The 26,473-nt window shown below is 72.6% G+C and carries 23 protein-coding genes; 12 read left to right on the top strand and 11 right to left on the bottom strand.

The genetic code is table 11. The features are described from left to right. Positions 1-2: 2 nt before the first annotated feature. Positions 3-839, bottom strand: a complete 837-nt coding sequence (locus IE316_RS08630) for a helix-turn-helix domain-containing protein (protein WP_190203565.1) — start codon at positions 837-839, stop codon at positions 3-5. 110 nt (positions 840-949) lie between these two features. On the opposite strand from IE316_RS08630, the gene IE316_RS08625 reads away from it, so the two are divergent. Further along, positions 950-1,546 (top strand): NADPH-dependent FMN reductase, encoded by a 597-nt coding sequence (locus IE316_RS08625; RefSeq protein ID WP_190203564.1) that lies wholly within the window; start codon positions 950-952, stop codon positions 1,544-1,546. Positions 1,547-1,649: 103 nt separating this feature from the next. Here IE316_RS08625 and IE316_RS08620 read toward each other — a convergent pair whose 3' ends face one another. Further along, positions 1,650-2,918: a cation:proton antiporter domain-containing protein gene (locus IE316_RS08620; RefSeq protein WP_190203563.1), complete on the bottom strand. Its 1,269-nt coding sequence runs from the start codon at positions 2,916-2,918 to the stop codon at positions 1,650-1,652. Positions 2,919-3,800: 882 nt separating this feature from the next. Between IE316_RS08620 and IE316_RS08615 the strand changes: the two genes are divergently transcribed. Both IE316_RS08615 and IE316_RS08610 read left to right on the top strand, forming a co-directional pair. Beyond that, positions 3,801-4,961: a serine hydrolase domain-containing protein gene (locus IE316_RS08615; protein ID WP_190203562.1), complete on the top strand. Its 1,161-nt coding sequence runs from the start codon at positions 3,801-3,803 to the stop codon at positions 4,959-4,961. Between the two features lie 93 nt (positions 4,962-5,054). Next, the gene (locus IE316_RS08610; protein WP_190203561.1) at positions 5,055-6,020 is read left to right on the top strand and encodes a hypothetical protein; all 966 of its coding nucleotides are present in this window, start codon (positions 5,055-5,057) and stop codon (positions 6,018-6,020) included. Positions 6,021-6,124: 104 nt separating this feature from the next. Here the strand turns inward: IE316_RS08610 and IE316_RS08605 are convergent, their stop codons facing one another. From IE316_RS08605 to IE316_RS08590, 4 genes are all read right to left on the bottom strand, one after another. Then, entirely contained in the window at positions 6,125-7,000 is an 876-nt protein-coding gene (locus IE316_RS08605; protein ID WP_190203560.1) for an endo alpha-1,4 polygalactosaminidase, read from the bottom strand. 182 nt (positions 7,001-7,182) lie between these two features. Next, on the bottom strand, positions 7,183-9,498 hold the full coding sequence (locus tag IE316_RS08600) for an FdhF/YdeP family oxidoreductase (RefSeq protein WP_190203559.1): 2,316 nt from the start codon (positions 9,496-9,498) through the stop codon (positions 7,183-7,185). Positions 9,499-9,590: 92 nt separating this feature from the next. Then, the gene (locus tag IE316_RS08595; protein WP_190203558.1) at positions 9,591-10,103 is read right to left on the bottom strand and encodes an SRPBCC family protein; all 513 of its coding nucleotides are present in this window, start codon (positions 10,101-10,103) and stop codon (positions 9,591-9,593) included. Between the two features lie 192 nt (positions 10,104-10,295). Next, positions 10,296-11,093 carry a VOC family protein gene (locus IE316_RS08590; RefSeq protein ID WP_190203557.1) on the bottom strand — a complete coding sequence of 266 codons (798 nt, stop codon included), beginning with the start codon at positions 11,091-11,093 and terminating at the stop codon, positions 10,296-10,298. 230 nt (positions 11,094-11,323) lie between these two features. Between IE316_RS08590 and rox the strand changes: the two genes are divergently transcribed. The 4 genes from rox to IE316_RS08570 all read left to right on the top strand — a co-directional run bounded on the left by rox (position 11,324) and on the right by IE316_RS08570 (position 15,535). Beyond that, positions 11,324-12,772: a rifampin monooxygenase gene (gene rox / locus IE316_RS08585; RefSeq protein ID WP_190203556.1), complete on the top strand. Its 1,449-nt coding sequence runs from the start codon at positions 11,324-11,326 to the stop codon at positions 12,770-12,772. 99 nt (positions 12,773-12,871) lie between these two features. Then, the gene (locus tag IE316_RS08580) at positions 12,872-13,492 is read left to right on the top strand and encodes a TetR/AcrR family transcriptional regulator (protein ID WP_190203555.1); all 621 of its coding nucleotides are present in this window, start codon (positions 12,872-12,874) and stop codon (positions 13,490-13,492) included. Continuing rightward, positions 13,489-14,382, top strand: coding sequence for an aldo/keto reductase (locus IE316_RS08575; RefSeq protein ID WP_190203554.1), 894 nt, complete (start codon positions 13,489-13,491; stop codon positions 14,380-14,382). The genes IE316_RS08580 and IE316_RS08575 overlap by 4 nt, the downstream gene beginning before the upstream one ends. A 115-nt stretch (positions 14,383-14,497) precedes the next feature. Continuing rightward, a complete protein-coding gene (locus IE316_RS08570) occupies positions 14,498-15,535 on the top strand; it encodes an NADPH:quinone reductase (protein WP_308438904.1) in 1,038 nt (345 codons plus the stop codon). A gap of 36 nt (positions 15,536-15,571) precedes the next feature. On the opposite strand, the gene IE316_RS08565 is transcribed toward IE316_RS08570, so the two are convergent. Continuing rightward, entirely contained in the window at positions 15,572-16,822 is a 1,251-nt protein-coding gene (locus IE316_RS08565; protein ID WP_190203553.1) for an acyltransferase family protein, read from the bottom strand. 60 nt (positions 16,823-16,882) lie between these two features. Continuing rightward, positions 16,883-17,380: a carboxymuconolactone decarboxylase family protein gene (locus IE316_RS08560; protein ID WP_190203552.1), complete on the bottom strand. Its 498-nt coding sequence runs from the start codon at positions 17,378-17,380 to the stop codon at positions 16,883-16,885. Positions 17,381-17,473: 93 nt separating this feature from the next. Here IE316_RS08560 and IE316_RS08555 point away from each other — a divergent pair, with 93 nt between their 5' ends. Beyond that, a complete protein-coding gene (locus IE316_RS08555) occupies positions 17,474-18,445 on the top strand; it encodes a pirin family protein (RefSeq protein WP_190203551.1) in 972 nt (323 codons plus the stop codon). A 41-nt stretch (positions 18,446-18,486) separates the two neighbouring features. Here the strand turns inward: IE316_RS08555 and IE316_RS08550 are convergent, their stop codons facing one another. Then, the gene (locus tag IE316_RS08550; protein ID WP_190203550.1) at positions 18,487-20,475 is read right to left on the bottom strand and encodes an ABC transporter ATP-binding protein; all 1,989 of its coding nucleotides are present in this window, start codon (positions 20,473-20,475) and stop codon (positions 18,487-18,489) included. Positions 20,476-20,848: 373 nt separating this feature from the next. Between IE316_RS08550 and IE316_RS08545 the strand changes: the two genes are divergently transcribed. The 4 genes from IE316_RS08545 (at position 20,849) to IE316_RS35390 (ending at position 25,387) form a co-directional block, all read left to right on the top strand. Next, on the top strand, positions 20,849-22,051 hold the full coding sequence (locus tag IE316_RS08545) for an ROK family transcriptional regulator (protein WP_190203549.1): 1,203 nt from the start codon (positions 20,849-20,851) through the stop codon (positions 22,049-22,051). A gap of 371 nt (positions 22,052-22,422) precedes the next feature. Then, the gene (locus IE316_RS08540) at positions 22,423-22,623 is read left to right on the top strand and encodes a lasso RiPP family leader peptide-containing protein (RefSeq protein WP_190203548.1); all 201 of its coding nucleotides are present in this window, start codon (positions 22,423-22,425) and stop codon (positions 22,621-22,623) included. Positions 22,624-22,631: 8 nt separating this feature from the next. Further along, on the top strand, positions 22,632-24,527 hold the full coding sequence (locus tag IE316_RS08535; RefSeq protein WP_190203547.1) for an albusnodin/ikarugamycin family macrolactam cyclase: 1,896 nt from the start codon (positions 22,632-22,634) through the stop codon (positions 24,525-24,527). Further along, positions 24,524-25,387, top strand: coding sequence for a lasso peptide biosynthesis B2 protein (locus IE316_RS35390; RefSeq protein ID WP_229910277.1), 864 nt, complete (start codon positions 24,524-24,526; stop codon positions 25,385-25,387). The genes IE316_RS08535 and IE316_RS35390 overlap by 4 nt, the downstream gene beginning before the upstream one ends. Positions 25,388-25,566: 179 nt before the next feature. On the opposite strand, the gene IE316_RS08525 is transcribed toward IE316_RS35390, so the two are convergent. Together IE316_RS08525 and IE316_RS08520 are read right to left on the bottom strand one after the other, a co-directional pair. After that, on the bottom strand, positions 25,567-25,725 hold the full coding sequence (locus IE316_RS08525; protein ID WP_190203546.1) for a hypothetical protein: 159 nt from the start codon (positions 25,723-25,725) through the stop codon (positions 25,567-25,569). Positions 25,726-26,234: 509 nt separating this feature from the next. Then, positions 26,235-26,471, bottom strand: coding sequence for an acyl carrier protein (locus IE316_RS08520; protein WP_190203545.1), 237 nt, complete (start codon positions 26,469-26,471; stop codon positions 26,235-26,237). Between the last annotated feature and the right edge of the window lie 2 nt (positions 26,472-26,473).

Raw genomic sequence — 26,473 nt, 5'->3', positions numbered from 1 at the left:
GGCTACGAGATGGCGCGGAGCGGGGCGTGCCGCGGGCGCAGCAGCGCGTCGACGGCCTGTGCCGTGCTGTCGTCCGCCGGGAGGTAGACGACCAACTGCTGGCCGTCGGCGGCGAGTTCGAGGATCTCGCGGTGCAGCCGCAGGCCCGTCCCGGACGGGTGGTTCAGGCGCAGGACACCACGGCGGGGCAGCACGTGCCGGTGCAGCCGCCGGGTGAAGTCGGGCCCGGCGTGGGTGGCGAGGTCGGCGGTGAGCCACTCGGCGTGCTCGACGGAGGGGCCCCGCCACAGGTCGAAGGCCACCTCGTCGGCCACGTCCGCCCAGTCGGTGAAGAACGTCCGGGCGCGGGCGTCCGTGAACACGTACCGGGTGAGGTTCGGGGCGTCCGCGTCGAGCAGCCCGGTCCCGTCCACCAGCGCGGCGAACGTGCTGGTGTGGGCGAGCAGGTCGCCGAGCCGGTTGGTCAGCACGGCGATGCCGGGTTCCAGCAGCCGCAGGGTCCGCCGGACATCGGGGCGGACGTCGCGGGGCGCGGGCACGGGCCGGGTGTGGGACGGGCAGGCACCGCCAGTGATCTTCGCGAGGTAGCGCAGGTGGTCGCGTTCCGCTGCGTCCAGGCCGAGGGCGTCGGCCAGCGCGTTCACCACCGCTGCCGAGGGGTTGCGGTCCCGGCCCTGCTCGATCCGCGTCAGATACTCCACGCTGATCCCGGCCCGCGCCGCGAGATCCGACCGCCGCAGCCCCGGTGCCCTGCGGCGGCTGTACTCCGGCAGCCCCAGCACCTCCGGCCGGGTGCTGTCACGTCTGGCTCGGACGAAGTCCCCCAACGGCGTCCCCATACCGGCATTCTACGCCGCCCGATCACCGTCCGCCGGGCCCAGCCTGGCCCTGCGGGGGCCAGCCTGACGCCGGTCTGGTTGCCGCCGGGACGGAAGCGCAGGGTGGGGGCATGAACAAGAACACGCACAAGCTGGTGATCCTGGTGGGGAGCGTCCGGGAGGGACGGTTCGGCCCGGTGGTGGCCTCCTGGGTCGCCGAACAGGCCCGTCTGCACGGCGGCTTCGACGTCGAGGTCGTCGACCTGGCCGACATCGACATTCCGCTGACCCTGCCCGCCCTGTCGCCCAAGGCGGCCGGCGACGACTACCCGCGCCCCGCCGGGATGGCGGCACTGACCTCGGCGCTCGACGGCGCCGACGCGTTCGTGGTCGTCACCCCGGAGTACAACCACAGTTACCCCGCCTCGCTGAAGGCCGCCATCGACTGGCACTTCACCCAGTGGACGGCCAAGCCCGTCGCCTTCGTCAGCTACGGCGGCGCGGCCGGCGGCCGGCACGCGGTGCTGCACCTGGAGAATGTGCTCACCGAACTGCACGCGGTGACCGTCCGCGACGGACTGGCCTTCCCCAACTACTTCACCGCCTGGCAGGACGGCCGGCCCCTCGACCCCGAGGCCCCGGCCCGCGCCAAGACCCTGCTGGAGCAACTCGCCTGGTGGGCACGGGCACTTCGCACGGCGCGCGAGACCGAACCCTATCCGGCGTGAGGCGGTTGCCCGACGGGGCACCGGGGTGAGGCGGGTGCCCGCGGGCCGACTGACCCCGATCGACCCCGATCGACCCCGGCCGATTCCGGTCGGTTCACTTGAGTCACACGGCCCGGTCCACCGCTGGTTCGGGGGCCTGGCCGGTCACGGTGGTGTCGGTGTCGGTGTCGGACGGGCGGCCCAGGATCCAGGTGAGCAGCGGGCCCGCCATCGCGGTCGTCACCACCGCCATGACGACCATGAGCGAATACAACTCCTCGCCCAGGATGTGCAGTTGGAGTCCGACGTTCAGTACGACGAGTTCGGTCAGGCCGCGGGTGTTCATCAAGGTGGCGAGCGCGGCGGCCTGCCGGCCGGGCATCCGGTGCAGCCGGGCGGCGGCGAACGCGCCGGCGAACTTGCCGCCGACCGCCACCAACAGGATCAGCGCGAGATCGCCGAGTCCGGCCGCACCGAGCCCGGAGAGGTCCACCTGGAGGCCGGTGACCAGGAAGAACACCGGCAGGAGCAGGGTGGCGCTCATCTGCCCGAGGCGGTTGTGCACCTCGCCCCGGAGCGGCTCGGTGCCGCCGCGCGGCAGGACGACGCCGAAGAGGAAGGCACCGAAGATGTAGTGCAGGCCGACCCACTCGGTGGCGGCGGCCGAGAGCAGCAGCCCCGCCAGCACACAGGCGAACACGGTCGGTGTCAGCCGCAGTCCGGCCCGGCGCGCGACGAACCGCCGCAGCAGGGGACGCAGGACGAACAGCATCCCCAGCAGATAAGGGAGGGCGAGCAGGATGCGCCACTGCTCGGGACCGGCCGCGCCGCTGATGGCGACCACGGCGGCCAGCAGCGACCAGGCGAGCACGTCGTCGATGGAGGCACAGGCCAGCGCGACCACGCCGAGCGGCGTCCGGGCCATGCCCCGGTCGGTGAGGATCCGAGCCAGCACCGGGAAGGCCGTGATCGACATGGCGATCCCCATGAACAGCATGAACGCCAGTTGATCGTCCGCCTCGTGACGCTCCATCAGATAGAGCGCCAGGGTCGCGCCGAGCCCGAAGGGCAGCAGCACCGAGCTGAGCGAGACGGTCGCGGCCAGGTTCCCGCTGCCCCTCACCAGAGTGGCGTCCCACTCCAGGCCCACGATGAACATGAACACCGCGACCCCGACCGCGGCCAGCGCGCTGAGCAGCGGGCGCACGGTGTCCGGAAAGAGCGTCTCGGAGACCACGCCGTCGAACAGGGTGGGGCCCAGCGCGACCCCGGCGAGCACTTCGCCTATCACCGCGGGCTGGCCCAGTCTCCGGGCCAGCGCGCCGAGCGATCGGGCCAGCAGCACGATGACGGCGAGGCCGACGAGGAGCGACGCGGTCTGGTGAGCGGTCATGGGTCCGTCTCCGTCCTTCACGGCGCGGTCGCGGCGGCACCGCGGGTCACGCCTGCGGCCTGAGACGAGCCTTGCCACTCCGTCCGGAGAGTGAACCCGGGGGAGCCGGGCCCGGGAAGCAACCGGGGCTCACGGGGGCGCATGAACCCGGCGGCACGCTCCGGCCCGACGCGGGGAAGCGCGACGGGTCGCGCGTATCACCGCGTCGGGCGGTCGTGGGCGGTCGCGGGCGGTCGCGGGCGGTCGCGGGCGGTCGCGGGCGTCGCGGGCGGTCGTGGGCGTCGCGGGCGGTCGTGGGCGTCGCGAGCGTCGTGGGTGTCGCGGGCCGTCCCGTGTGGCGCGTCGTGTTCCGCCTACCGCCGTCCCGCGCTCGTCATGCCGTCGCCATATTCGGAGGTTTCACACCGTCAGATCGGCTACTCGTCCCGTAGGGCGGGACGACTACGTACGGCATGCCGGAGGCCCAGACCTCGCCACGGCACCCGCCCGCCCAGGCCGGCCGGAGCCCGTGTCACGCGAACGATCCACCGGCCCCGGCCTCGTCCTCGCGGCGGCGCTGGAGACGGGGGCGCGGTCCCGCGCGCTCCACGCGCCGCGAGGACGGTCCAGCGCGAGGCACCACGGACAGGGGAGCTCCGCGGGTCTCGCGCCGACGGCCGCCGTCCGACGCCGACCCAGGGACGGCGGCCGTCGCCGGTCCGGGACCGGCCCGCCGCGCCGACCGGGTCTCCGTAGGGGAGAACCCGGACAACTCCCGTGGCTCACCCGGATGTCGCGTGGGAGCCGCCCAGGGTCCGGCTCCTCCCCGCCGACGATCCCCCGGGCCGGGAGGCCCACCGAGGATGATCACACCACCCGTCGCGCCACACCCTGGAGCAACAGATGCGCGCCCGTACCCCTGTCCTCGCCGCCTCCCTCGTCCTGGCCCTCGCCGCCGGCCCCCTGGCCGCCCCGGCACTCGCCGCACCGTCCGCCGCGGCCGTCTCCGCCGCCCCGGACCGCGCGGCCCGGCCCGACCCGGTCGCGCTGGGTGCCGCCCTCGCCGGGCTGCCGAACGCCGATGCCACCGCCGCCCTGGTCCGGGTCGGCGGCACCGACGGCACCTGGCGCGGCAGCGCGGGGGTGCGCGATCTGCGCGACGGCAGGGCGGCGGACCCGAACGCCCGCTTCCGGGCCGGCTCCACCACGAAGGTCGTCACGGCCGCCACCGTGCTGCGGCTGGCCGCCCAGGGCCGCGTCGACCTGGACGCGCCGATCCAGGGCTACCTCCCCGACCTGTTCACCCCCGCCTGGAACAAGCCGATCACCGTACGGCAGTTGCTCGACCACACCAGCGGCATCAAGCCCGGCGACGGGCTCGGCACCACCTTCGAGGAGGTGTACGCCCACCGCTTCGACACCCTCTCCCCGCGCCAGGTGGTGGCCTCGGCGCTCGCGAAGACCCCCGAGTTCGGCCCGGGGGAGGACCAGCACTACCTGAACATCAACTACACGATCCTCGGCCTGCTGATCGAGAAGGTGACCGGCCGCTCGTACGCCGCCACCGCCACCCGCCTCGTGCTGCGCCCGGCCGGCATGGACCACACGTACTTCCCGGGCACCGACCCCCGGATCCACGGCCCGCACAACCGGGGCTACCAGGCGGTGCAACGGCCCGACGGCTCCACCGAGCTGGTCGACGTCACCGAGTGGAACCAGGCGGACCGCTGGGCGGCCGGCGACATGATCTCCACCACCGCCGACTTGGAGCGGCTGATCACCGCCCTGTTCCGGGGACGGATCGTGCCCGGACCGCAGTTGGAGGAGATGTTCACCACCCCGCCGGGCCTCGACGGCGCCACCTACAGCGCCGGCCTCCAGCGCCTCGAGACCGGCGGGAAGGTGTTCTGGGGCAAGTCGGGTGCCCGCTACGGCTACAGCACCCTCGTCGCCGCGACCCGCGACCTCAGCCGCACGCTGGTGTACTCGGTCAACACGACCGACGCCAAGGGCACCGGGTCCAACCCGGTCACCGACCGGATCATCGGCGCCGCCCTGAAGTAGAGGTGCCGCGGCGGCGGATCGGGCATGATCGGACGGCGGCCCCGCCGCGCCGGCGCGGCGGGCGACTTGTCGGACCCGGGCTGCGGAGGCGGGATGGAAGACCAGGAACTGCGACGGGAACTGGACGCGGTGCGCAGGCGCATCGGCGAGCTGCGGATACGGGAAGCCTGGTCGCTGCTGGCCATGGGCCGGTTCGCCGCCGCCGTGGCGGCCGCCGAGGCCGCGAGGCTGGAGGCGGCCGGCCGGACCGTCCCGCTCGGCGCGCTCCGCGGCATCCTGCGCGAGGCCACGCTGGTGACCTGTGCCGCCCGTATCGCCCGGCGGGAGTGGGTGGCGGCGGACACGGCGGCCGACCGCTGCATCGACCTGCTCGGCCGGGACCCGGAGACCGTACGGCTGCGGGAGCTGGCCCGCTGGGGGCGCGGCACCCTCGGACCGGTGATGGTCTGGCAGGAGGTGACGGACCCGGAGAAGGAACTCGCCGCGTTCGACCCGGTCGCCTACGGCCGGGAGAACCTGGCCCGGCTCGGGTCCGGCCCGCAGGCACCGGCCGGCCCCCAGCCCGCCGAGGAGCCGGTCGAACCCTTCTACGCGCGGGGACGCGGCCGGCTGCCGGTCGACGAGGACGCGCTGCGCGCGGAGCTGGCGGCCGTCACCGACCGGACCGGTGAGCGGGCCTGGGCACCGCACGTCCACCGCGCCTGGCTGCTGATCGCGCTCCGCCGGTACGAGGAGGCGTTGGAGGAGGTGGAGGCCGCCCGCCGCGCGTTCTACGGCTTCCGGGGCCTGCCCGCCGACCGGCACTTCGCCGAGGCCCTCTTCGAGGACGGCTGCGAGGCCGAACTGGTCGCCCACATCGCGCTGGAGCGCTGGGACGACGCCGCCGACGCCGGGACGCGCGGCCTCGCCGACCACGGCGGCGAACAGCGCAACCTGCCGCTGGTCCGCATCGTCGCCGCCGCCCGCGGCACCGTCGGCCCCGACTGGGACACCTGGCGCCGCCAGCTCACCGCCTTCGATCCCACCCAGTACGCCCTGCACCGCCTGCGCCGGAAGTGACCTGGCGTCACCCGCGCCACACCCCGAGGTGGTCGACGCGGTGACAGCGCGTCGGTGACGTCATCGGGGCGGAACGGACCACGCGGCGCCGGAACGACGGGTCCTCACACGTCGGCGCAGGTCTCGCGCACATGGCCGGGGCGTCTGGCGGGCAGGACGTCCAAATCGCGGCGGACGACGCTGATGTCGTCGCCCCAGCCCTCGCACGCCCGCTCCAGGCCCCGCCGGTCGTACTCGATCACCAGGACGTGGTCGCCGAACGCGTCGGTGTAGTCGCCGCACTCCCGGTACCGGCCGCACTCCTCCACCACGGCGAAGTCGAGGCCGACCTCCTCGCGGTCCGGGGCGAGCTCCGCGGTGTTCTTCTGGCCGATGGCGAGGCCCCTGGCGTGCGCGTGCGCCGCGAGCAGCGTGAGGAACGCCTCGGCGTCGTCCGCGCTCAGCAGCCCCTCGGGGGCGCGGGTGAAGCTGTCGTAGTTGTCGGGCTCGACGGCGTCGAAGCCCTTGGCGGCGCAGTCGTCGATCCAGCCGTTCACCCTGGCCGCGATCCGCTTCCGCTTCTCGGCGGTGCCGATGTCCAGCAGCGCCTCGCCCCAGTCCTCGTCCATGACGACCTCGCCGCCGCCTTCACCACTGCCGTCGCCGTCGCCGTCGCCGTCGCCGTCGCCGTCGCGGAGCAGCAGGTCGGTGTCCCACTCCCGCTCCGCGTCCGGCTGGGCCTGGAAGGCGTTGACGTAGCAGATGTTGTAGAGCCCCCGGGCGGGGGACGCGGTGTGGTCGCGGACGACGACCTCCACCCCGGCGGGCGGGGCGTAGGGCCCGCCGAGCTGGTAGTCGAACCCGGCGCCCACCGGCGGCGGCGTCACCGCGCGGGTGTCCCGGGAGTCGTCCGGGGCGGTCCCCGAACAGGCTGTCAGCAGCAGGGCGGTGACGCCGAGCAGGGCGGAGAACGGACCGTGAAGGGCACGATGGCGACGCATGACGTACGGGCTCCCGTTAAGGACATGTCCCCGCCTCGGACGCGGCAGCGGTCCTGGCGACTCGGTCCGGGCTTGCGGCGCGGGGCGCCGGCCTACCGGCTGGGCATGTCTCCGGGCCGGCACCTGCTCCCGGCCACGGAAGAACCTAGTCGACCCGAAAATCGCACGTCAATCCGGGTGGGTCAGGGCCGTGCCCCGTCGCCCGCCGCCGTGCCCGCCGGTTCCAGCCGGACCACCAGCCCCTTCGACGTCGGCTGGTTGCTTATGTCGGCCACGCTGTCCAGCGGCACCAGCACGTTCGTCTCCGGGTAGTAGGCCGCCGCGCAGCCGCGCGCACTGGGGTACGGCACCACCTCGAAGCCCGGCGCGCGGCGCTCCGTGCCGTCCGACCACACGCTCACCAGGTCCACCCGCTGCCGCTCGGCCAGTCCGAGGTCCGTGATGTCGTCCGGGTTGACCAGGACCACCCGGCGGCTTCCGTGGATGCCCCGGTAGCGGTCGTTCGTGGTGTACGGCACGGTGTTCCACTGGTCGTGCGAGCGCAGCGTCTGGAGCAGCAGGTGCCCCTCGGGCGCCCGCGGCGCCTGCCAGTCGTTCCGGGTGAACAGGGCCTTGCCCGCGGCCGTGTGGAAGGCGCCCTCGTTGACCGGGTTCGGCAGCCGGATGCCGCCGGGACGGACCACCCGCCGGTTGAAGTCGTGCAGTCCCACCACGATCCGGGAGATCCGGTCCCGGATCGCCCCGTAGTCGGCCTCGAACTGGTCCCAGGGGATCGCGGGCCGCCCCTGCAGGGTGCGGTCGGCCAGCCTGCACAGGATGGCCACCTCGCTGAGCAGCAGCCGGGAGGCGGGCTTCAGTCGGCCGCGCGAGAGGTGCACCTCGCTCATCGAGTCCTCCACGGTGACGAACTGCTCACCGGTGGCCTGGATGTCCACCTCGGTCCGGCCCAGCGTCGGCAGGATCAGGGCCGTCTCCCCGCAGACGGTGTGCGACCTGTTGAGCTTGGTGGAGATGTGCGCGGTGAGCCGGCAGCGCCGCATGGCCTCCTCGGTGACGTCGCTGTCGGGGGCGGCCCGCACGAAGTTGCCCGCGACACCGAGGAAGACCTTGATCCGGCCCTCGCGCATGGCGCGGATCGAGTTCACCGAGTCCAGCCCGTGCGCGCGGGGCGGGTCGAAGCCGAACTCCTCCTTCAGCGCGTCCAGGAAGGTGTCGGGCATCTGCTCCCAGATGCCCATGGTGCGGTCGCCCTGCACATTGCTGTGCCCGCGCACCGGGCAGGCGCCGGTGCCGGCCCGGCCGACGTTGCCGCGCAGCAGCAGGAAGTTGACGATCTCCCTGACGGTGGGCACGCCGTGCTTGTGCTGGGTCACGCCCATGGCCCAGCAGACGATCACCCGGTCGCTGCGCAGCACCTCGTCCCGGATCGACTCGATCTTCTCGCGGGTCAGTCCGGTGGCGCTGACGATGTCCTCCCACGCGACCGACCGCGCGTACTGGGCGAACTCCTCGAAACCGGCGGTGCTGGACCGGATGAAGTCCTGGTCGAGGACGGTGCCCGGACGGGCGTCCTCCGCTTCCAGCAGCAGCCGGTTCAGCCCCTGGAACAGGGCCAGGTCACCGCCGATCTTGATGTGCAGGAACCGGTCGGCGATCTGTACGCCGCGTCCGATCACCCCCCGCGGCTTCTGCGGGTTCTTGAACCGCAGCAGCCCCGCCTCGGGCAGCGGGTTGACCGCGATGATCCGGGCGCCGTTGCGCTTGGCCTGCTCCAGCGCGGAGAGCTGGCGCGGGTGGTTCGACCCCGGGTTCTGCCCCACCACGAAGATCAGGTCGGCGTGGTGCAGGTCCTCCAGGCTCACCGTGCCCTTGCCGGTGCCGAGGGTCTCGTGCAGGGCGAAGCCGCTGGACTCGTGGCACAGGTTGCTGCAGTCGGGCAGGTTGTTGGTGCCGAACGCCCGCGCGAACAACTGGAGGATGAACGCGGCCTCGTTGCTGACCCGGCCCGAGGTGTAGAAGACCGCCTCGTCGGGCGAGTCCAGTCCGCGCAGCTCCGTGGCGAACAGTCCGAGGGCGTCGTGCCAGGAGATCGGCTCGTAGTGGTCCGAGCCGGGCCGCTTGACCATGGGCTCGGTCAGCCGGCCCTGCTGGTTCAGCCACTGGTCGGACCGCTGCGCGAGGTCCGTCACGGAGTGGGTGCGGAAGAAGTCGGCGGTGATACGACGGGTGGTCGCCTCGTCGTTGATGTGCTTGGCGCCGTTCTCGCAGTACTCGTTGCGGTGCCGGTGGCCGGGGGCGGGGTCGGCCCAGGCGCAGCCGGGGCAGTCGATGCCGTCGACCTGGTTCATGGTCAGCAGCGTCACCCCGGCGCGCTGCGGCGAGGTCTCCTCCAGCGAGTACTCCAGCGCGTGCGCGACCGCGGGCACGCCCGTCGCCCACTTCTTGGGCGGGGTCACGGTGAGCTGGTCCGGGGCCTCTTCGCTCGGTGGCTTCTGCATCAGACGGGTCTCTCTCGCTCTCCGGGAGGTGGATCAGCCGGGGTCGCGCAGCCCCTGAGCCGGTCAGGGGGTCGGGTGCGTGGCCCGGCGGGTCAGCCGACGGGCCAGTGCGGAACCCGGCGCTTGGGCGGGTGCGGGTGCGGCGGCTGGACATGACCGCCCCGGATCCTGCCCCGCCAGGCCCCGCTCTCTTCCCCCTGGCCCTCGATGTACTCCTTGAAGTGCGCGAGCTCGGACCGCACGAGGCGCCCGGGGAGCCCCGTCGCGCCGACGAGCAGGTTCACGGGCCCGGGCCGCTCCGTCCGTATCCGCACGGTCACCGAGGTCCGCTCCGGTGCCGTGGCGTGGAACGTCACCTCGCCCCGGTGCCGCCCGTCCAGGCTCCGCCAGGCCACGTACGCGTCCGGCCGCTGCTCCACGATCTCCGTCCGGAACTCGTGGCGCAGCGGACCGGCCCCGACGACCCAGTGCGTCACGGCGGGTCTGACCTGCTCGACGCTGCGCACCGCGGACATGAACCGCGGGAAGACCTCGAACTGCGTCCACTGGTTGTAGGCGGTGCGCACCGGCACCGCGATCTCGGTCGTCTCTTCGATGGTGCTCATGACCCGCCCGTCTGCAAGCTCGTCCCCTCAGTGTCCCGGCCGCCCCGCCGGGCTGCCACCTGTCGTGGTCCCGCCGCGGGGCCGACCGCACGGGTACCGCCGCGCCGCCGGAGTAGTCCTGCCCCGGGCGGACCCGGCGGGGTCCGGTTCCGGGCGGGGTGGCGGTCCGGCCGGCAGCGGACCGCCCAGGGGTCAGCTCCCGGCCGGGGTCAGAAGGACGAAGTCGGCGCCCGCCGGGTCGAGGCAGACGGCGAGGCGGCCGACGCCCTCCGCGTCCTCCGGACCCATCTGCACACGGCCGCCATGCTCGGTGACCTGGGCGAGGGCGGCGTCGCAGTCGGGCACGGCGAAGACCGGATGCCAGTACGGACGGCCGCCGGCCAGGTCGAGGCCCTCCTTCGGGACCTCCATGACGCCCCCGTGCATCCGCTCCTCGGCCAGTCCGGCGGGCGTGATCAGGGAGTATGTGCCCCCGCCGCCGGGCAGCTCCGTGTTGGAGAACCGCCAGCCGAGCACCCCGCCGTAGAACTCCTTCGCGGCCGCCGCGTCGCTGGTGTACAGCTCGGTCCAGCTCAGCGAGCCGGGCGCGTCGACCAGCTCCACGCCCCGGCTGGCCTCCGGCTGCCACACGGCGAACTGACCGCCCAGCGGATCGCTGAACTGTGCCATCCGGCCCCATCCGTCCAGATCCGTCGGCGCGACCCGGACCGTGCCGCCCGCCTGCTCCACGGCCCGGGTGGTGGCGTCGGCGTCGGTGACGCTGTAGTAGATCATCCAGGCGGGGCGGGCACCCTCCTCGGTGAGCTTGCCGAGCCCGGCGACGATCTTGCCGTCCTTGCGGAACATCCCGCCTTCCGCTTCCTCGCTGCCGCCCATGGACTCGAACTCCCAGCCCAGCACCGCGCCGTAGAACGCGGCGGCGGCCGGGACATCGGGCGCGCCCAGGTCGAGCCAACAGGGCGAGCCGGGGGCGAAGTCTGTGGTGATCATGGCGTGGTTTCCCTTCCACGGATCCTGTTGCTGTCCACACTCCCACCGGGCACTGACAATCGCCCGTGGACCACCGCGGGGAAGAGAGACGCGGGAAAGAGAAAAGGCAAGGAGGGCCGACACCCACTCCTTGCCACTCTCAACGTATAGCCCACGGGGGACCTTGCGGCAAGGCCCCCGTCGTGCCGCACAATCACCGCCCCGGTCAGAACCCGCGGAGGGGCGTATCCATGATCGACGTGATCGTTGCCGGTGCCGGACCGACCGGCCTGATGCTGGCCGGCGAACTCCGTCTGCACGGCGTACGGGTGCTCGTACTGGACAAGGAGACCGAGCCGTCCGAGGCACCCCGGGCGCGCGGCCTGCACATCCGCAGCATCGAGATACTGGACCAGCGCGGCCTGCTGGACCGGTTCCTGGCACATGGCCGGCGGTTCACGGCCGGCGGTTACTTCGCCGGTCTCAGCGGCTCCTGGCCGTCCGACCTGGACAGCGCCCACGCGTACGTCCTCGCCGTCCCGCAACCGGTCACCGAGCGGCTGCTCACCGAGCACGCGACCGCACTCGGCGCCGAGATCCGGCGCGGCCACGAGGTGGTGGGACTGGAGCAGGACGACCACGGGGTGAGCGTCGCCCTGGCCGACGGCACACGGCTGCGCTCCCGCTACCTGGTCGGCTGCGACGGCGGCCGCAGCACGGTCCGCACCTTGCTCGGCGTCGGCTTCCCCGGCGAGCCCAGCAAGGTCGAGACGCTGCTGGCGGACGTGGAGCTGACCGCGGACCGGGAGACGGTGGCCGCCGTGGTCGCCGAGGTCCGCAAGACCCAGTTGCTGTTCGGCGTCATCCCCGAGGGCGACGGACTGTACCGCGTCGTGGTGCCCGCCGACGGAGTGGCCGAGGACCGGACGACCCCGCCGACCCTGGACGAGGTCAGGCGCCGGCTGCGGGCGTTCGCCGGCACCGACTTCGGCGCGCACTCGCCGCGCCGGCTCGCCCGGTTCGGCGACGCGACCCGGCTGGCCGAGCGGTACCGGGTCGGCCGGGTGCTGCTCGCCGGCGACGCCGCCCACGTCCACCCGCCGGCCGGCGGGCAGGGCCTCAACCTCGGCCTCCAGGACGCCTTCAACCTGGGCTGGAAGCTGGCCGCGCAGGTGGCGGGTCGGGCACCGGACGGTCTGCTGGACACGTACCACACCGAACGGCACCCGGTGGCCGCCGACGTGCTCACCACCACCCGCGCGCAGATGGAGCTGATGTCCACCGAGCCGGGTCCCCGCGCCCTGCGCCGCCTGATGGCGGAACTGGCCGAGTACGAGAACGTCAACCGCCACCTGATCGAGAAGATCACCGGCATCGCCGTCCGCTACGACTTCGGCGCGGGCCACGCACTCCTGGGCCGCCGGCTCCGCGACCTGACCCTCGGACACGGCCGCCTCTACGCGCGGATGCGGCACGGCCGCGGCCTGCTCCTCGACCGGACCGGCGGGCTCTCGGTGACGGGCTGGGCCGACCGGGTCGACCACGTGACCGACACCGCCGAGGAACTGGACGCCCCCGCCGTACTGCTCCGCCCGGACGGCCACGTGGCCTGGGTCGGCGACTCCCGACGGGATCTGCTCCAGCACCTCCCGCGGTGGTTCGGGGCACCCGGCCCCGCCACCGACGCCTGCACCGGCTGAGGCCGCGCCGCCCCGCAGACCGTAGCCCTCGCAAAAGGAACAGCCATTCTGTTAGGCTGCTCCGCAAGGAAAACACGTATTCTTTTTGTGGGGGCTGTGGTGCCGCGACTCACCGATGCGCGCAAGGAACTCCGGCGTACTCAGATCGCCGAGGCCGCCCTGCGCTGCTTCGCCCGCAACGGCCTGGCGCGGACCTCGATCGCCGACATCATCGCCGAGTCCGGCCTCTCGGCCGGCTCCATCTACGCGCACTACCGCGACAAGGCCGACCTGGTCCGGGCCACCGCCCGCGAGGTGCTCGCCCGGCGCGCCGACGCCCTCGGCGAGTACGCCGCGGAGCAGCCCCCGCCCGGCCCCGACGAGTTGCTCGACCGCCTGGTCGCCGCGATCGACCCGGCCGCGGCCCGGGTCGGCGTCCAGACCTGGAGCGAGGCGACCACCGACCCGGTCGTCCGCGATGTCGTCACCGACATGACCGACCGGATGCGGGCCATGCTGCACGACTGCGTCACGGCCTGGCTCATCGAGGTCGAACACCACGACCCGGCCGGCGCCCGGGAGCACGCCGCCCCCATCGCCCACCGGGTCATGGCGCTCTACCAGGCCGAACTGCTCTACGCCGCCCTGCGTTCACCGACCGGATCGACCGAACCGACCGGACCGACCGAACCCGATCAAGCAGCCGAATCAACCGAATCGACCGAGGAGACCCCCTCATGACCGACCCGACCGCACCGTTCGCCGGCCGCACCGTCTTCCGGGTGGGCTACGGCGCGTTACAACTGGAGCGGCTGCGCGACCGCCGCGAGGACGCCGTCGCGCTGGTGCGCCGCGCCGTCGAACTGGGCGTCGACCACGTGGACACCGCCGAGTTCTACGGCTTCGGCTTCGCCAACGACGTACTCCGCGAGACACTGCGCCCCGAGGACGACGTCATGGTCGTCACCAAGGTCGGTGCCGCCCCCGACCCGGGCGGGCCCATGCCGCTGCGGCTCGCCCAGCGCCCGGCGGAACTGCGCGCCGCCGTCGAGGACAACCTGCGGAGCCTGGGCACCGACCGGCTCGCGGTGGTCAACCTGCGCCGTCTGGACACCGGCCCCGGGGTGCGCGCCGAGGGTGATCAGATCGTCGATCTCGACGACCAGCTCGCCGTCCTGACCGCCCTGCGCGACGAGGGCAAGATCGGCGCGATCGGCCTGAGCTGCGTCACCCTCGACGGGCTGCGCCGCGCCCTGCCGGCCGGCATCGTCTGCGTACAGAACGCGTACAGCCTCGTCTCCCGCGACGACGAGGACATGCTGCGGCTGTGTACGGCCGAGGGCATCGCCTGGGTGCCGTTCTTCCCGCTCGGCGGGGCGATGCCGGGCCTGCCCAAGGTCACCGAGGAACCGGCGGTCCGCGCGGTGGCCGAGTCCCTCGGTGTCACGCCCTCCCAGGTCGGCCTCGCCTGGCTGCTGCACCACGCCCCGAACGTCCTGCTCATCCCCGGCACCGCCGACCCGGCCCACCTGGAGGCCAACGTGGCCGCCGGCGGCATCACCTTCGACGCCGCCGCCCTCGCCACCCTCGACGCCGTGCGCTCCCGCTCCAGCCGGATCCTCCTCGGCTGACCGGGACCGCCCGTCCTGTCGCCGGGCCCCCATCCCGGTATCACCCCCTACCGGACACCGCGGCCCCGACCGAAACCAACCACCCCGCGCCACCGCACACCTTCCGAGGACCACCATGCCCACACGACGGACCATGAAGGCCATCGTCTACCGCGACAACGGCGGCCCCGACGTACTCCGCCTCGTCGACCGCGACCTGCCCGAGCCCGGTCCCGGCGAGGTGCGTGTCCGGGTCGCCGTGTCGGGGGTCAACCCGACCGACTGGCAGGCCCGTTCGGGTCCCGGCCACCCCAAGCGGTTCCCCGAGGTCACCCCGCACCTCGACGGCGCCGGCACCGTCGACGCCGTCGGCGAGGGCGTCGACCCCGGCCGGACGGGGCAGCGGGTCTGGGTGTTCATGGCCGCCGCCGGACGGCCCACCGGCACCGCCGCCGAGTACACCGTCGTACCCGCCGACCGGGCCGTACCCCTCCCCGACGACGCCGGTTTCGACGTCGGCGCCTCGCTCGGCGTCCCGGCGCTCACCGCGCACCGGGCGCTCACCGTCGCCGAGGACGGGCCGCGCCGGCTGGCGCCCGGGGCGCTCGACGGCAGGGTGGTGCTCGCGGCGGGCGGCGCCGGGGCGGTCGGGCACGCGGTGATCCAGTTGGCCCGCTGGGCCGGTGCCACCGTGGTCAGCACGGTCAGCGGCCCCGAGAAGGCCCGCCTCGCCACCGCCGCCGGAGCCCACCACGTCGTCGACTACCGCGAGGGCGACCCGGCCGCCGAGATCCGCAAGGCCGCCCCGGACGGCATAGACATCGTCACCGAGGTGGCGCTCGGCGCGAACCTCGCCCTGGACCTGGCCGTGCTGCGCACCCGGGGCACCATAGCGGTCTACGCCAACGAGGGCGGCAAGCCCGTCGAACTCGACGTCCTGCCGCACATGGTGCTGAACACCCGCCTCCAGTTCCTGATCCTCTACACGGCCGGCCAGGACGCGCGTACCGCGGCCGTCGAGGACGTCACCGCCGCGCTCCAGGACGGCGCGCTGCCGGTCGGCGAGGAGCACGGCCTCCCCCTGGTCCGCTTCCCCCTCGCCCGCACCGCCGACGCCCACCGCGCGGTGGAGGGGCACACGGTCGGCAAGGTCCTGGTGGACCTCACGACGTAACGGAGCGGACCGTCACGACGCCCGCCCGGCGGCCCGTCAGCGCATCCCGAACAGGAAACGGGTCACCCGGGTACGCCGCACCACCAGTTCGTACCCGGCGAGGGTCAGCGCGAAGGCGATCGCCACCAGCGCGGCGTACTTGACCGGGATCGGCGCGGACCAGCCGACCACGAAGTAGGCGACGGCGACGACGACGGGCTGGTGAAGCACGTACAACGGCAGTACGGCGGCGGCGAGATAGCCGTACACGCGCCGCCGCCGTCCCGCCGCCTCTCCGCTCCGCACCGGGCCGGGTGGACCCGATGGGCCCCGCGGGCCGGGCGGGCCGGTCAGCCGTCGCAGCCGGTGGCGGTCGACAAGACCCAGGATGGCGACGACCAGGCACCACCCCGCCGCCCCGAACAGCGCCCGGGTGACGACGGCCGGGACGGTCATCTCCGTGAACGGCTCCTCGATCACGGCGAAGCCCGGACCGGACGCCACGAACAGCAGCGCACCGATCCAGGCCGCGGGCACGGCGGCGCGCCGCATCGCGGTACGGAAGCGGTCCTCGCCGGCGAGCGCGCAGCCGGCGAGGAAGAACAGCAGGTACGACCAGCGGTGCCAGCCCGCGTAGTCCTCCTCCATCCGCGCGAACGCGCAGAACACCGAGAACACCGGCGCGGGCAGCAGCACGACGCCCGGCCGGCGCCCGGCCGCCCGCGCCACCCGTTCACCGGCCCGGCGCACCCGCTCGCGCGGCAGCCACCGGTGCAGTGGCACCAGCAGCAGGGAGAAGGCCAGCAGCAGGACCACGAACCACAGGTGCCCGGTCTCGAAGTGCTCGCCCTGCACGACGAACGGCGCCTCGTCGAGTTCCAGCCGTACGTCGAAGAAGTGCGGCAGGAAACCGAGGTACGACTCGTCGTAGCCGACGCCGGCCGCGCGCTGCCGCAGCCACTGCGGCAGCGGATTGAGCACGACGGTCGCGAAGACCAGCGGCACCCCCAGCCGCAGCAGCCGCTCCTTGGCGAAGCCGCCCGTGCCGCGGCGCCGCAGCGAGTGCCGGGCGCCGAACCCGGAGATGAGGAACAGCAGCGGCATCGCCCAGACCACCCCGAACCCGGCCACGATCAGCACGGCTTGGGAAGTCTCGGCGTTCTTGACGTAGAAGTCGTTGTCGGCGGCGAAGACCAGCGCCGAGTGGAAGAAGACCAGCCCGAGGACGACCAGCAGCCGCAACGCGTCCAGCTCCGGCCGCCGTTCGGGCGGTGCCGCCCGCCCCTCCGCCTCCGCCCGTGCCGTCATGCCGGTCCCTCCCCGTCGCCCGCCTGCCCCCAGTGTTGGCGGACCGGGCGCCGAGCGCCATCACCGCGCGGGGGTCACCGGACTCTTCCGTACGGGGTGCTTGCTCATCACCGAGATCCGGTTGAAGGCGTTCATGGTGACGGCGGCCCAGATCACCGCGGAGATCTCGTCGTCGGTCAGCGCGGCCCGCGCCTCGGCGTACGCGGTGGCCCCCGCGGCGGCGTCGGCGGGGTGGGTGGTGGCCTCCGCGAGGGCGAGGGCCGCGCGCTCCCGGGCGTCGAACAGTTCGGTGTCACGCCAGGCCGCCAGGACACCCAGCCTCTGGGTGGTCTCACCGGCCCGCAGTGCCGCGCGGGTGTGCAGGTCCAGGCAGTAGGCGCAGGCGTTGAGCTGGGAGACCCGCAGATTGATCAGTTCGACGAGGCTCCGGTCCAGCCCGGCGGCGTCCGCCGCGCCCCGCACGGCCTCCGCGGCCGCGACCAGCGCGCGATAGGCGGCCGGATGCTGCTTGTCGATGAAGACCCGGTCGCCCGATCTCACCTTGGCCGTCTCCGTCATGTGCTTCCCTTCATCGGGTGATCACTCGGTGCTGGACCTATCATCGTCGGGTGGATGTTGAAAGTCGAACGTTTCTTGGGGAGGGCAGCACCTGTGAGTAACACCGAGACGCAGCCGGCCGAGCTGCGCTGTGCGGCGGGGTCCGGCGGCGACGGCACGGCCGCGATCGAGGTCCTCACCGCCCGGCAGGTGCCGCTCGGCGGCCCCCGCGCGATGCCGGTCCGCCGCACCCTGCCGCAGCGCGCCCGCACCCTCATCGGCGCCTGGTGCTTCGCCGACCACTACGGGCCCGACGACGTGTCCGCGACCGGCGGCATGGACGTCGCCCCGCACCCGCACACCGGTCTGCAGACGGTGAGCTGGCTGTTCAGCGGCGAGATCGAACACCGCGACAGCCTCGGCAGCCACGCCTACGTCCGGCCCGGCGAACTCAACCTCATGACCGGCGGCCGCGGCATCAGCCACTCCGAGGTGTCCACCCCGCGCACGACGGTCCTGCACGGCGTCCAGTTGTGGGTCGCCCTGCCCGACGCCCACCGCGACACCGCCCCCGACTTCCAGCACTACGTCCCCGTCCCCGTGCCCCTGGACGGCGGCAGCGCCCGCGTCTTCCTCGGCACCCTCGCCGGCGACACCTCGCCGGTCCCCACCTTCACCCCCCTCCTCGGCGCCGAACTCACCCTCGACCCCGGCGCCGCCCTCACCCTCGACGTGGACCCCGGCTTCGAACACGGCCTCCTCGTCGACACCGGCACCGTCCGCCTGGACGACACCCCCCTCGACCCCGCCGAACTCGGCTACGCCGCCCCCGGCCGCCCCCGCCTCACCCTCACGAACACCGGCCCCGACACCGCCCGCCTCGTCCTCCTGGGCGGTCCGCCCTTCGGCGAGGAGATCGTCATGTGGTGGAACTTCATCGGCCGGTCTTCCGAAGAGATCTCGCGGGCACGCGATGCGTGGGTGTCGGGGGACCGTTTCGGCTCGGTCGAGGGCTACGACGGCGACCCGCTTCCTGCCCCCGAGCTGCCCACGGTCCCGTTGAAACCGCGGAGGAATCCTCACTGACCTGCTGAAGTACCGGGATGCGGCGCAGCGGGGCGAGGAGGTCATGCGGGATCCGCGACGGTGGGGGAGCCGGGGCGGGGGATGGTCCCCGCCGGGGCGTACTGGGCGGCTTGCGCGTCGAACATCGAGGCGTAGCGACCTCGGGTGGCCATGAGTTCGTCGTGGCTGCCGTGCTCGACGAGCCGTCCGTGGTGCAGAACGTAGATGCGGTCGGCATGGCGAACGCCGGACATGCGGTGGGTGACCAGCACGACGGCCCGGTTCGGTGCGGCGAGCCGGCGGATGCGGTCGAAGGCGGCGATCTCCGCTTCCGGGTCGAGGGCGGAGGTGGGCTCGTCCACGATGAGCACGCCGTCGGCATCCGAGGTGGCGCTGCGCCAGTGGGTGCGGGCGAGGCCGATCTTCTGCCACTCGCCGCCCGACAGCTCGCTCGCGCCGCGGAACATCCGGGCCAGCAGGGTGCGCAGCCCCTCGGGAAGCTTGGCGACGACCGGGCCGGCACCCGCGTAGTCCACGGAAGGCCGCAGGTCCTCGGGGTCGGCCGGCCGGGCGGGTCGGCCGATGCGGATGTTCAACGCCGCTGTCACGGGCCAGCGTTGGAAGTCCTGGGTGAGCAGGGAGACACGGTCGAAGACCTCGGAGCGGTCCAGGGAGGCGATGTCGGCCTCACCCCACAGCACCGTCCCGGTCTGCGGCAGCAACAGGCCCGACAACACCTTCATCAGCGTGCTCTTGCCGGAGCCGTTCTCGCCGACCACGGCGGTGACCGAGCCCATGGGCAGCGTGAGGGAGACCTCGTCCAGGGCCGGGACTTCCCGGTCGGGGTAGCGGTAGCTCACACTCTCCAGGACGACCTGCCTCACCTGTGCCGGGACGGGGCCGCCCCCGCTGGGGATGGTGCGCCGTGCCGCCTCGTCCAGGAACCGGGCGTGGTCGCGGACGTAGAGCGACTCCTCGTGGAGTTGGTTCACATTCATCACCAGCGCGCCCAGGCTCGCCGAGCCGGACCGGACGGCGATGACCGCGGTCCCGGCCACGGCCAGACTCATGTGCCCGCTCATGATCAGCCAGAACATGGTCGCGTACGTCGCCGCCATGGCGAGGCCGGACAACGCGGCGGCCGCCCACTCGGTGACGGCTTTGCCGGCGGCCAGCCGCTCCTGCTCGGCCTCGGCGCTCTCGGCCATCCGCTCGTAGCGGCTGAGCAGGAACGGCCCGACGGCGTGGATGCGCACCTCCTGTGCGGCGGTGCGCTCGGTGAGCAGGTTACCGATGAGGCGGCTGGCCCGTACGTGCTCGACCCAGCTCATCACCGACACATACCGTTCCTGCGCCACCCGCATCGCGCCCCAGCCGCGCGGCGCCGCGATCAGGATCAGCATCGGCAGCAGGACCGGGTGGAGGATGGTGAGCACGCCGGCCGTGGAGATCAGGGAGATGGTCCCGTTCAGCGCGGCGACGCAGGCACTGATCATGCGGCGGGCGGATCCGGCGCCGTACTGGGCGACATCGATCAACCGCCGGAACTCCGGGTCCTCGATGGCCTCCAGCTCGACCGACGCGGCGGCGGCCAGGTACTGGGTCGTGGCGATCCGCTCGACCAGCGGCTCCAGCCGGCCCGCCCGCGAGGTGGACCATCCGGCCAGGCCCGAGTTGACCACCGCGGCTCCGGCGGCGGCGAGCAGCCCGGGCAGAACCGCGTGCAGCCGCTGCCCGGGGGTGCCGGAGCCGAGCAGCGCGTGCATGACGGCGTTGACCGCGAGCAGCCCGATGGCCGCGGCGAGACCCTGTCCGATCTCGCTGATCGCGACCGTGAGCAGCGCGCGCCGGTCCGCCTGCCATGCCATCCGCAACGTCGCCCCGACCAGCCTGGGCATGGAGCGCAGCGCCGACAGCATCGTCAAGTCCAGCCTGGCGCGCTCGTGTTCCGACCAGCCCAGGTCGTAGCGCAAGGGACCGCCGAAGAGTTCCTCCTCGGCGTCGGAGACCTCCGGCTCCGCCATCCGCACCCGTCCCAGGAACCTCTTCACAGCACGCCTCCTGACCCGAGCCGGCTCGGAGTCCTCACTCCGGGCCGTGCTCCTGTGGCTCAACGAGCCGGTCGGGATTTCGAACACATGTATTTCGGTCGTGTTGGTAACGGCCAAAACGGCCTTCCTCACCCCCCCGAACGGCGTACGCACAACCGTATGCATGATCGGACATTCATATGAACCGCCCGGCCTCCGAATGTCATTTTCGGTCAATTCCCATCATGGTTGCCGGACGTGCTCGGATTGTGGACTTCGGGTGGCCGCGGTGATCGCCATGTCAATCGAAGTCACCCCTCCTTCAATTCGAAGATCCACCTGCTACGGTCGAGGGGGAAGCGACCTGCCTGCGGGGGCAGGCAAGGGGGGCGTCATGGCTGGCATTCGCGACTTCTTCAACGGGTTAGCCGGATCACCGAAACGCAATGAGAACCGCAGGAAGGTACTGCTGGCCATCGCGATCAAGGCGGATTCCCAGGTCGGTATCGCCCGGCGCACCGTGCTTTCCCAGGCGACGGTGTCCACCGCGGTCCGGGAACTGGAAGGGGAAGGCTTGGTGACCGGCGCCCGGACGGACGGGGGGCGAGCCGGCCAGGTGTGCCTGGTACCCACCGACTTGGTCGGCGTGGGGGTGCACGTCGGCTTCAACCACGTCACGGTGGTCGCGCGCAGGCTGGACAAGGATTACGAGACCGTGTCCGTCCGCGCCAACGCGGAAGGGGTGAGCCGGGGCTGGAACCGCGCCCGCCCCGACGTCCAGGACCTGATCGGGGAGGCGGTCAGGGACACCGGCTGCACCCTGTCCGATGTCTTCTCGCTCGGCATCGCCGTGCCGCGGATGATCGATCCGCGCACGAACGAGTTCACGCGGCCCGTCCTCCACCCCTGGCGGAACGGCGACCACCCGGCGCGGGACCTGGGGGAGTGGCTCGGCGTGCACGCGGTCATCGACAACGACGCGAACCTCGGTGCGCTGGCCGAGCAGACGTACAGCCGGCGGGAACACGCGGAGACCCTCATCTACGTCAAGGTCTCCACCGGCGCCGGAGCCGGGATCATCATCCACAACAACCTGCTCCGCGGACGCGGCGGAATGGCCGGGGAGATCGGCCACCTGACCCTGGAGCCGGACGGTGTGATGTGCCAGTGCGGGGGCCGCGGTTGCCTGGAGACCGTGATCGGCGCGGAAGCACTGGTGCAGCGGGTGCGCCAGGCCCGCACCAGGACGGGCGCCGCGGACTTCGAGCACCTGGAGGACGTGATCCGGGCCGCCCGGGAGCAGGATCCCGTCTGTATGCGCGTGATCAAGGACGCGGGACGCACCCTGGGATCCCTCCTCGCCCAACTGTGCAATCTCCTCAACCCCGATGTCGTGGTCGTGGGCGGCCAGCTCACGGAGTGCCACCTGCTCCTGGAGGGCTGCAAGGAGTCGCTGCACCGCTTCGCCCTCCCCGGCGCGGTCGCCGAGGATTCCGGCTCCATCCTGGAACTGAGTGAGTTGGGGACGCGGGCCGAGGCCCAGGGGGCCCTCGTCCTCGGGCTGCGCGGTCAGGAGAGCCCGAAGAGCACGGTGTGACCCGGTCGCGGGCGCTGTGCCGCGGCGATCGAATTCCGTGAGGTGCCTCTGCCGTGCTTGGCCCTTCGAAATGATGGACGCGCGCCAAGCCGGCCGCGATATCGGCTTCAATTGCCGACGCCGCCGATATCGAACTGCACGGAGGGCGTGCCGCACACCAGGAACGGGCTGGTGCCCGTGCCGTTCACCGGTCCGAAAGACGAGGGAATACCCGCTGGTCAGACGCTGCGTGCACGGCTTGCTGAATCCCGGCTGCGCCTAAAGATCCCGTGGCATACTGCGCTCATGTGGACCGGTGGCCGGAAAGGCCACTCCCTTGTGCCTTGTCCTTCCTGGTGAGGTAAACCGTGCCCGTGACCCGAGGCGGCCCCATGTCCTATGAGAGATTGTTCGAGCAATTGTCCGGCTGCGCTGCCGACGGCGGAAGCGGAACGCTCCCGGACGGGCCGCCCCCGGACCAGGACGCCGCCTATGTGTCCCCCTCCCTCGTCGCTCTCGGACACGTCCGTGACCTGACGTTGGGCAGTTCCCCGAACGGCAACGCCGACGCCAACGCCCAGTACTACTGGTAGGAGTCGCCGTGGCCGTCTACCCCGGCACGACCGGCATCACCGGCACCGGCCCGGACACCGGTGACCTCGGCGTCCGCCTGCCGGCCGGACCGGTCGTCGCGGCGATCCTGCCGCCGGGGCCCCGTCCACCGGCGCCGGCCGCACAGGTTTGGGCCGCCGACCCCCGGCTGTGGTCATGGGGTGACTGGCACGCCGGAGAGGTGCGCACCGCGGCGACGGAGCGGGCCGGAGTCGTCGCCGTGGGCCAGTGCCTGGCCGGCCCCGCACGGATGGAGGACGACCTGAGGCGTTCCGCACACGACGGCGACTGGGAGGCACTGACCCGGTGGCCGGGGGCCTACCTGCTGCTGGTGCTGGAACACCGCGGCCGCTTCACCGCCTACACCGACCCGGCAGGTCAGTTCCCGCTCTATTACGCACACCGCGACGGTCGTACCGTCGTCTCCACCCGCGCCACCGCCGTGGCCGCCCTGACGGGACGGGAGCCGGCCCCGGACGACCTGGCGCTCGCGGCGCACATCGCCTGCCCCGCGGTGCCGGAACTCGTCGGAACACGGACCGCCCTCACCGGCGTGCACCGGCTGGGCCCCGGTGAGGCCCTGCACGTCGACCGCGCCACGACCGCCGTCACCCGGTCCTACGCCGCACCCGGCCCCGACGCCGACGCCTGCATGGAGGACGCCGCGGCCCGGCTGCGCGACTCCCTGCGGCAGGCCGTCACCCTCCGCGTGCACGGCGCCCCCCGAGTCACCTGCGACTTCAGCGGCGGCCTGGACTCCACCTCGCTGGCCTTCCTCGCCGCGCAGGCGGCGGAAGAACCACCGGACGCCTTCGTCTATCACCATCCGGGAGCCCCGGCGGGCGACCTGGAACACGCCGTGCGGCACGCCCGCGCATCGGCCGCCGTCCGGCTGCACCAGACCGTGGGCGGCGATACGTCACTGCCGTACGCCGCTCTGAGCGCGCGGGGACGGCCGGACCAGCCAGATCCGTCCACCGCGATCGTCGCCCGGCTCCGCTGCCGCCTGAGTCACATCGCGAGCCGAGGGGGCGGCGTCCATATGACGGGTGAGGGCGGCGACGCCCTGCTGACCGCCCCGCCCGCACACCTCGGCGAGGTGGCCGCGGGCCGGGCGGTGGGCCGTCTCGCACACGACGCCCTCGCCTTGGGCAGGCTGCGCCGCGTGGCCCCCGCCGCCATCGCCCGTCGGGCCGTGCGGCTGGCCCGTACCCCGATCCACCGGGCGCTGCACGACCTGGCCGCACGGCTGGAGCAGTCGCCGACGCATCCGCCGCAGTGGCTGGACGCCATCGCCTGGTGGCCGCCGCCCGGCCCCGAGGCTGCGTGGCTGACCCCACGAGCCCGCCGTGACCTGGCCGAACTGGCCGTCGAGCGGGCCGGGCGGATACGGCGCGAAGGGCCGGGGCCGGGTCCCGGCACGCGCGCAGCCCTCGCCGAACTGCACACCTCGGCGGGCCTGCACAGTCACCTGGTCGACGTGGCCCGGCCGTTCGGGGTGTGGCCGCAAGCACCTTTCCTGGACGGGGCCGTCGTCCGGGCGGCGATGAGCCTGCCGACGCCGGCGAAGGCGGACCCCTTCACCGTCAAACCGCTCCTGAGGGCCGCGCTGGCCGGTGCGGTGCCCGACGCCGTGCTGGACCGGCGCACCAAGGGCGCCTACGCGGCCGAGGACTACCGGGGTGTTCGCCGCGCCGCGGCAGATCTGCGTGCGCGGCTGGCCCGCTCGCCGCTCGCCGACCTGGGCGTCATCGAGCCCGCACGCGTCATCGCCGACCTGGACGCCGCCGTACACGGCTTTGCCGCCCCTTTCTCCGCGCTCAACCGCTTGGTGGGGGTGGACGTCTGGCTGGACGGTCTCGGTACGGCCGGGGAGGCGCCGTGAACCGGCTGCACGTACCCGACTTCGTGCAGGAGAGCCCGGGCGACCACGGAGAGGCCGTACTGCTGGACACCCGCTCGGGGCACTGCTTCGCCATGAACCCCGTGGCGGGACTACTGTGGCGGGAGTGGCGTCGCAGCCGGGACTTCGAGACGGGCGTCCGCGTGACGGCGCACCACTTCCCGGCGCTGAGCGGGGACCTGATCCGTCACGACGCGCGGCGACTGGCCGACGCCCTCCTCGAACGCGGTCTGCTCACCGCCTGTCCCGCGGACGGGCAGGGGGACCCGCCCCCCGGCGAGGAACCCGTAGCGGCCACCGGGAACGGGCCGGGCGACGGCCCGGGCGCGCCCGGAACCGCTGCCGTCCCGGCACGTCGCGCGCATCCCCTCGCCGACGACGCACGCAGCGCAGCCGACACAGCGGAGGTGACCATGGCGGCCGATCCCGGGGCGCAGGCGCCCCGCCCGGGCCGCCTGCCCAGCCCCCGCACTTCTCCGCTGGGACTGCTCTGCCTGCTGATCGCCCTGGTACTGATCCGGCTGCCCTTCCCTGTGCTCCTGCGGGTGGTGCGCTGGACCTCACACCACTGGTGCCGGCTCGACGCCACCGGGACCCAGGCCGCGGCGGCTCTGGCAGCGGTACGACAGGCTGCCGCACGCTGTCCCGGACGCGCGGCCTGCCTCGAAACCTCCTTGGCCGCGCTCACGCTGCTGGCCCTGCGCAGACGCCGGACGACGTGGTGCATCGGCACGGCCGCCGACCCGTACCGGTTCCACGCCTGGATCGAAACCGAGGCCGGCCCGGTCATGGCCACCGACGAGCAGGGCATCGATGCCTTTCGGCGCATTCTGACGACGTGATGTCTTCGAATCCCGCCCTTTCGGGCCATGAGCGAAGACATTACCGGGCAGTTTCAAGCGTCGGGGCCGAGTCGGCGCGGGAAAGGACTTCACCCCTCGCCCTTTCCGCGCTAATCTGGCAAGGCGAAAGGGCGGCCGCCCCGTTGGCAACCGCCCTTCGCGAGGAACGGACAGGTTCCTCAGATGCGCATCAACAGCGCGTCAACCGGCGTCGCAGCCCCGTGCACCTGCGCCAGCACAAGCCAGAGCACGAGGACGACGACGATGATGACCATCCGTAGCTGCTCCCGCTGCAGGGAAACCGAGCATCGGGTGGTCATCGTCATCTTGACACCCATGATTCGCCACCTCCCTTCCGTGGATCACCGCCCCCTTTACGTAATCCAGTGTTCTCTGCAACCCGGTTGAAATCAATCGCCTTTCCTGTGGCACTGACATGCTTACCGGGGCCTTACGCCCGCAGGTTATCGATACCGGTAATTCAAATCGGAGCGACGCCCGGCGCGACTCCCGCCGGAAACAGAGAAACGAATGACAAGACGGCCCGCAGCGCGTTCCCCGCCTCGAACTACCGCGGAGAGGGCCGGCGGGACACCGGCACGACACACCCCGCCGCGGCGACACCACGCACGGCGGACCCGGACCCACCACAGGCACCGAATCGAAGACCGAAGGGTCCCTGCTCACCCTCTCGGAGCCCAAAAACAGAGCCGCCCAGTCCGGCCGGCCCCCGTCGAACCCAATTGAGTGGCCTCCACCCCACCCCGTGTGATGTCCATCACATTTACAGGCGCTGCGGTACCGGGAGATGTGCCGCAGCGCCACTCCGCCGCTGGTGCCCGCGGGGTCATCCGGCGAGGACGACGCCCTTGCTCTGCAACAGATCGGCCAGCTCACTCAGGGTGGTTGCCTGGGTGACTTCCTCGTCGTCGATGGACACCTTGAGGTCGTCCTCCAGGGCGGCACAGATCTCCGCCGTGTTCAGCGAGTCGAGGTCGAGGTCCCCGAGGCTCTTGTCCGGCGTGATCTCGCCGTCGACCCGGAAGGTCTCCTGGAGCAGGGTGCGCAGGTAGTCATAGATCATGA

This window comes from Streptomyces fumanus, from assembly GCF_014655295.1.
GTDB classification, from domain to species: Bacteria; Actinomycetota; Actinomycetes; order Streptomycetales; family Streptomycetaceae; genus Streptomyces; species Streptomyces fumanus.
The sequence above is the reverse complement of the archived record's forward strand: the minus strand, read 5'-3'. Positions and strand labels throughout refer to the sequence as shown.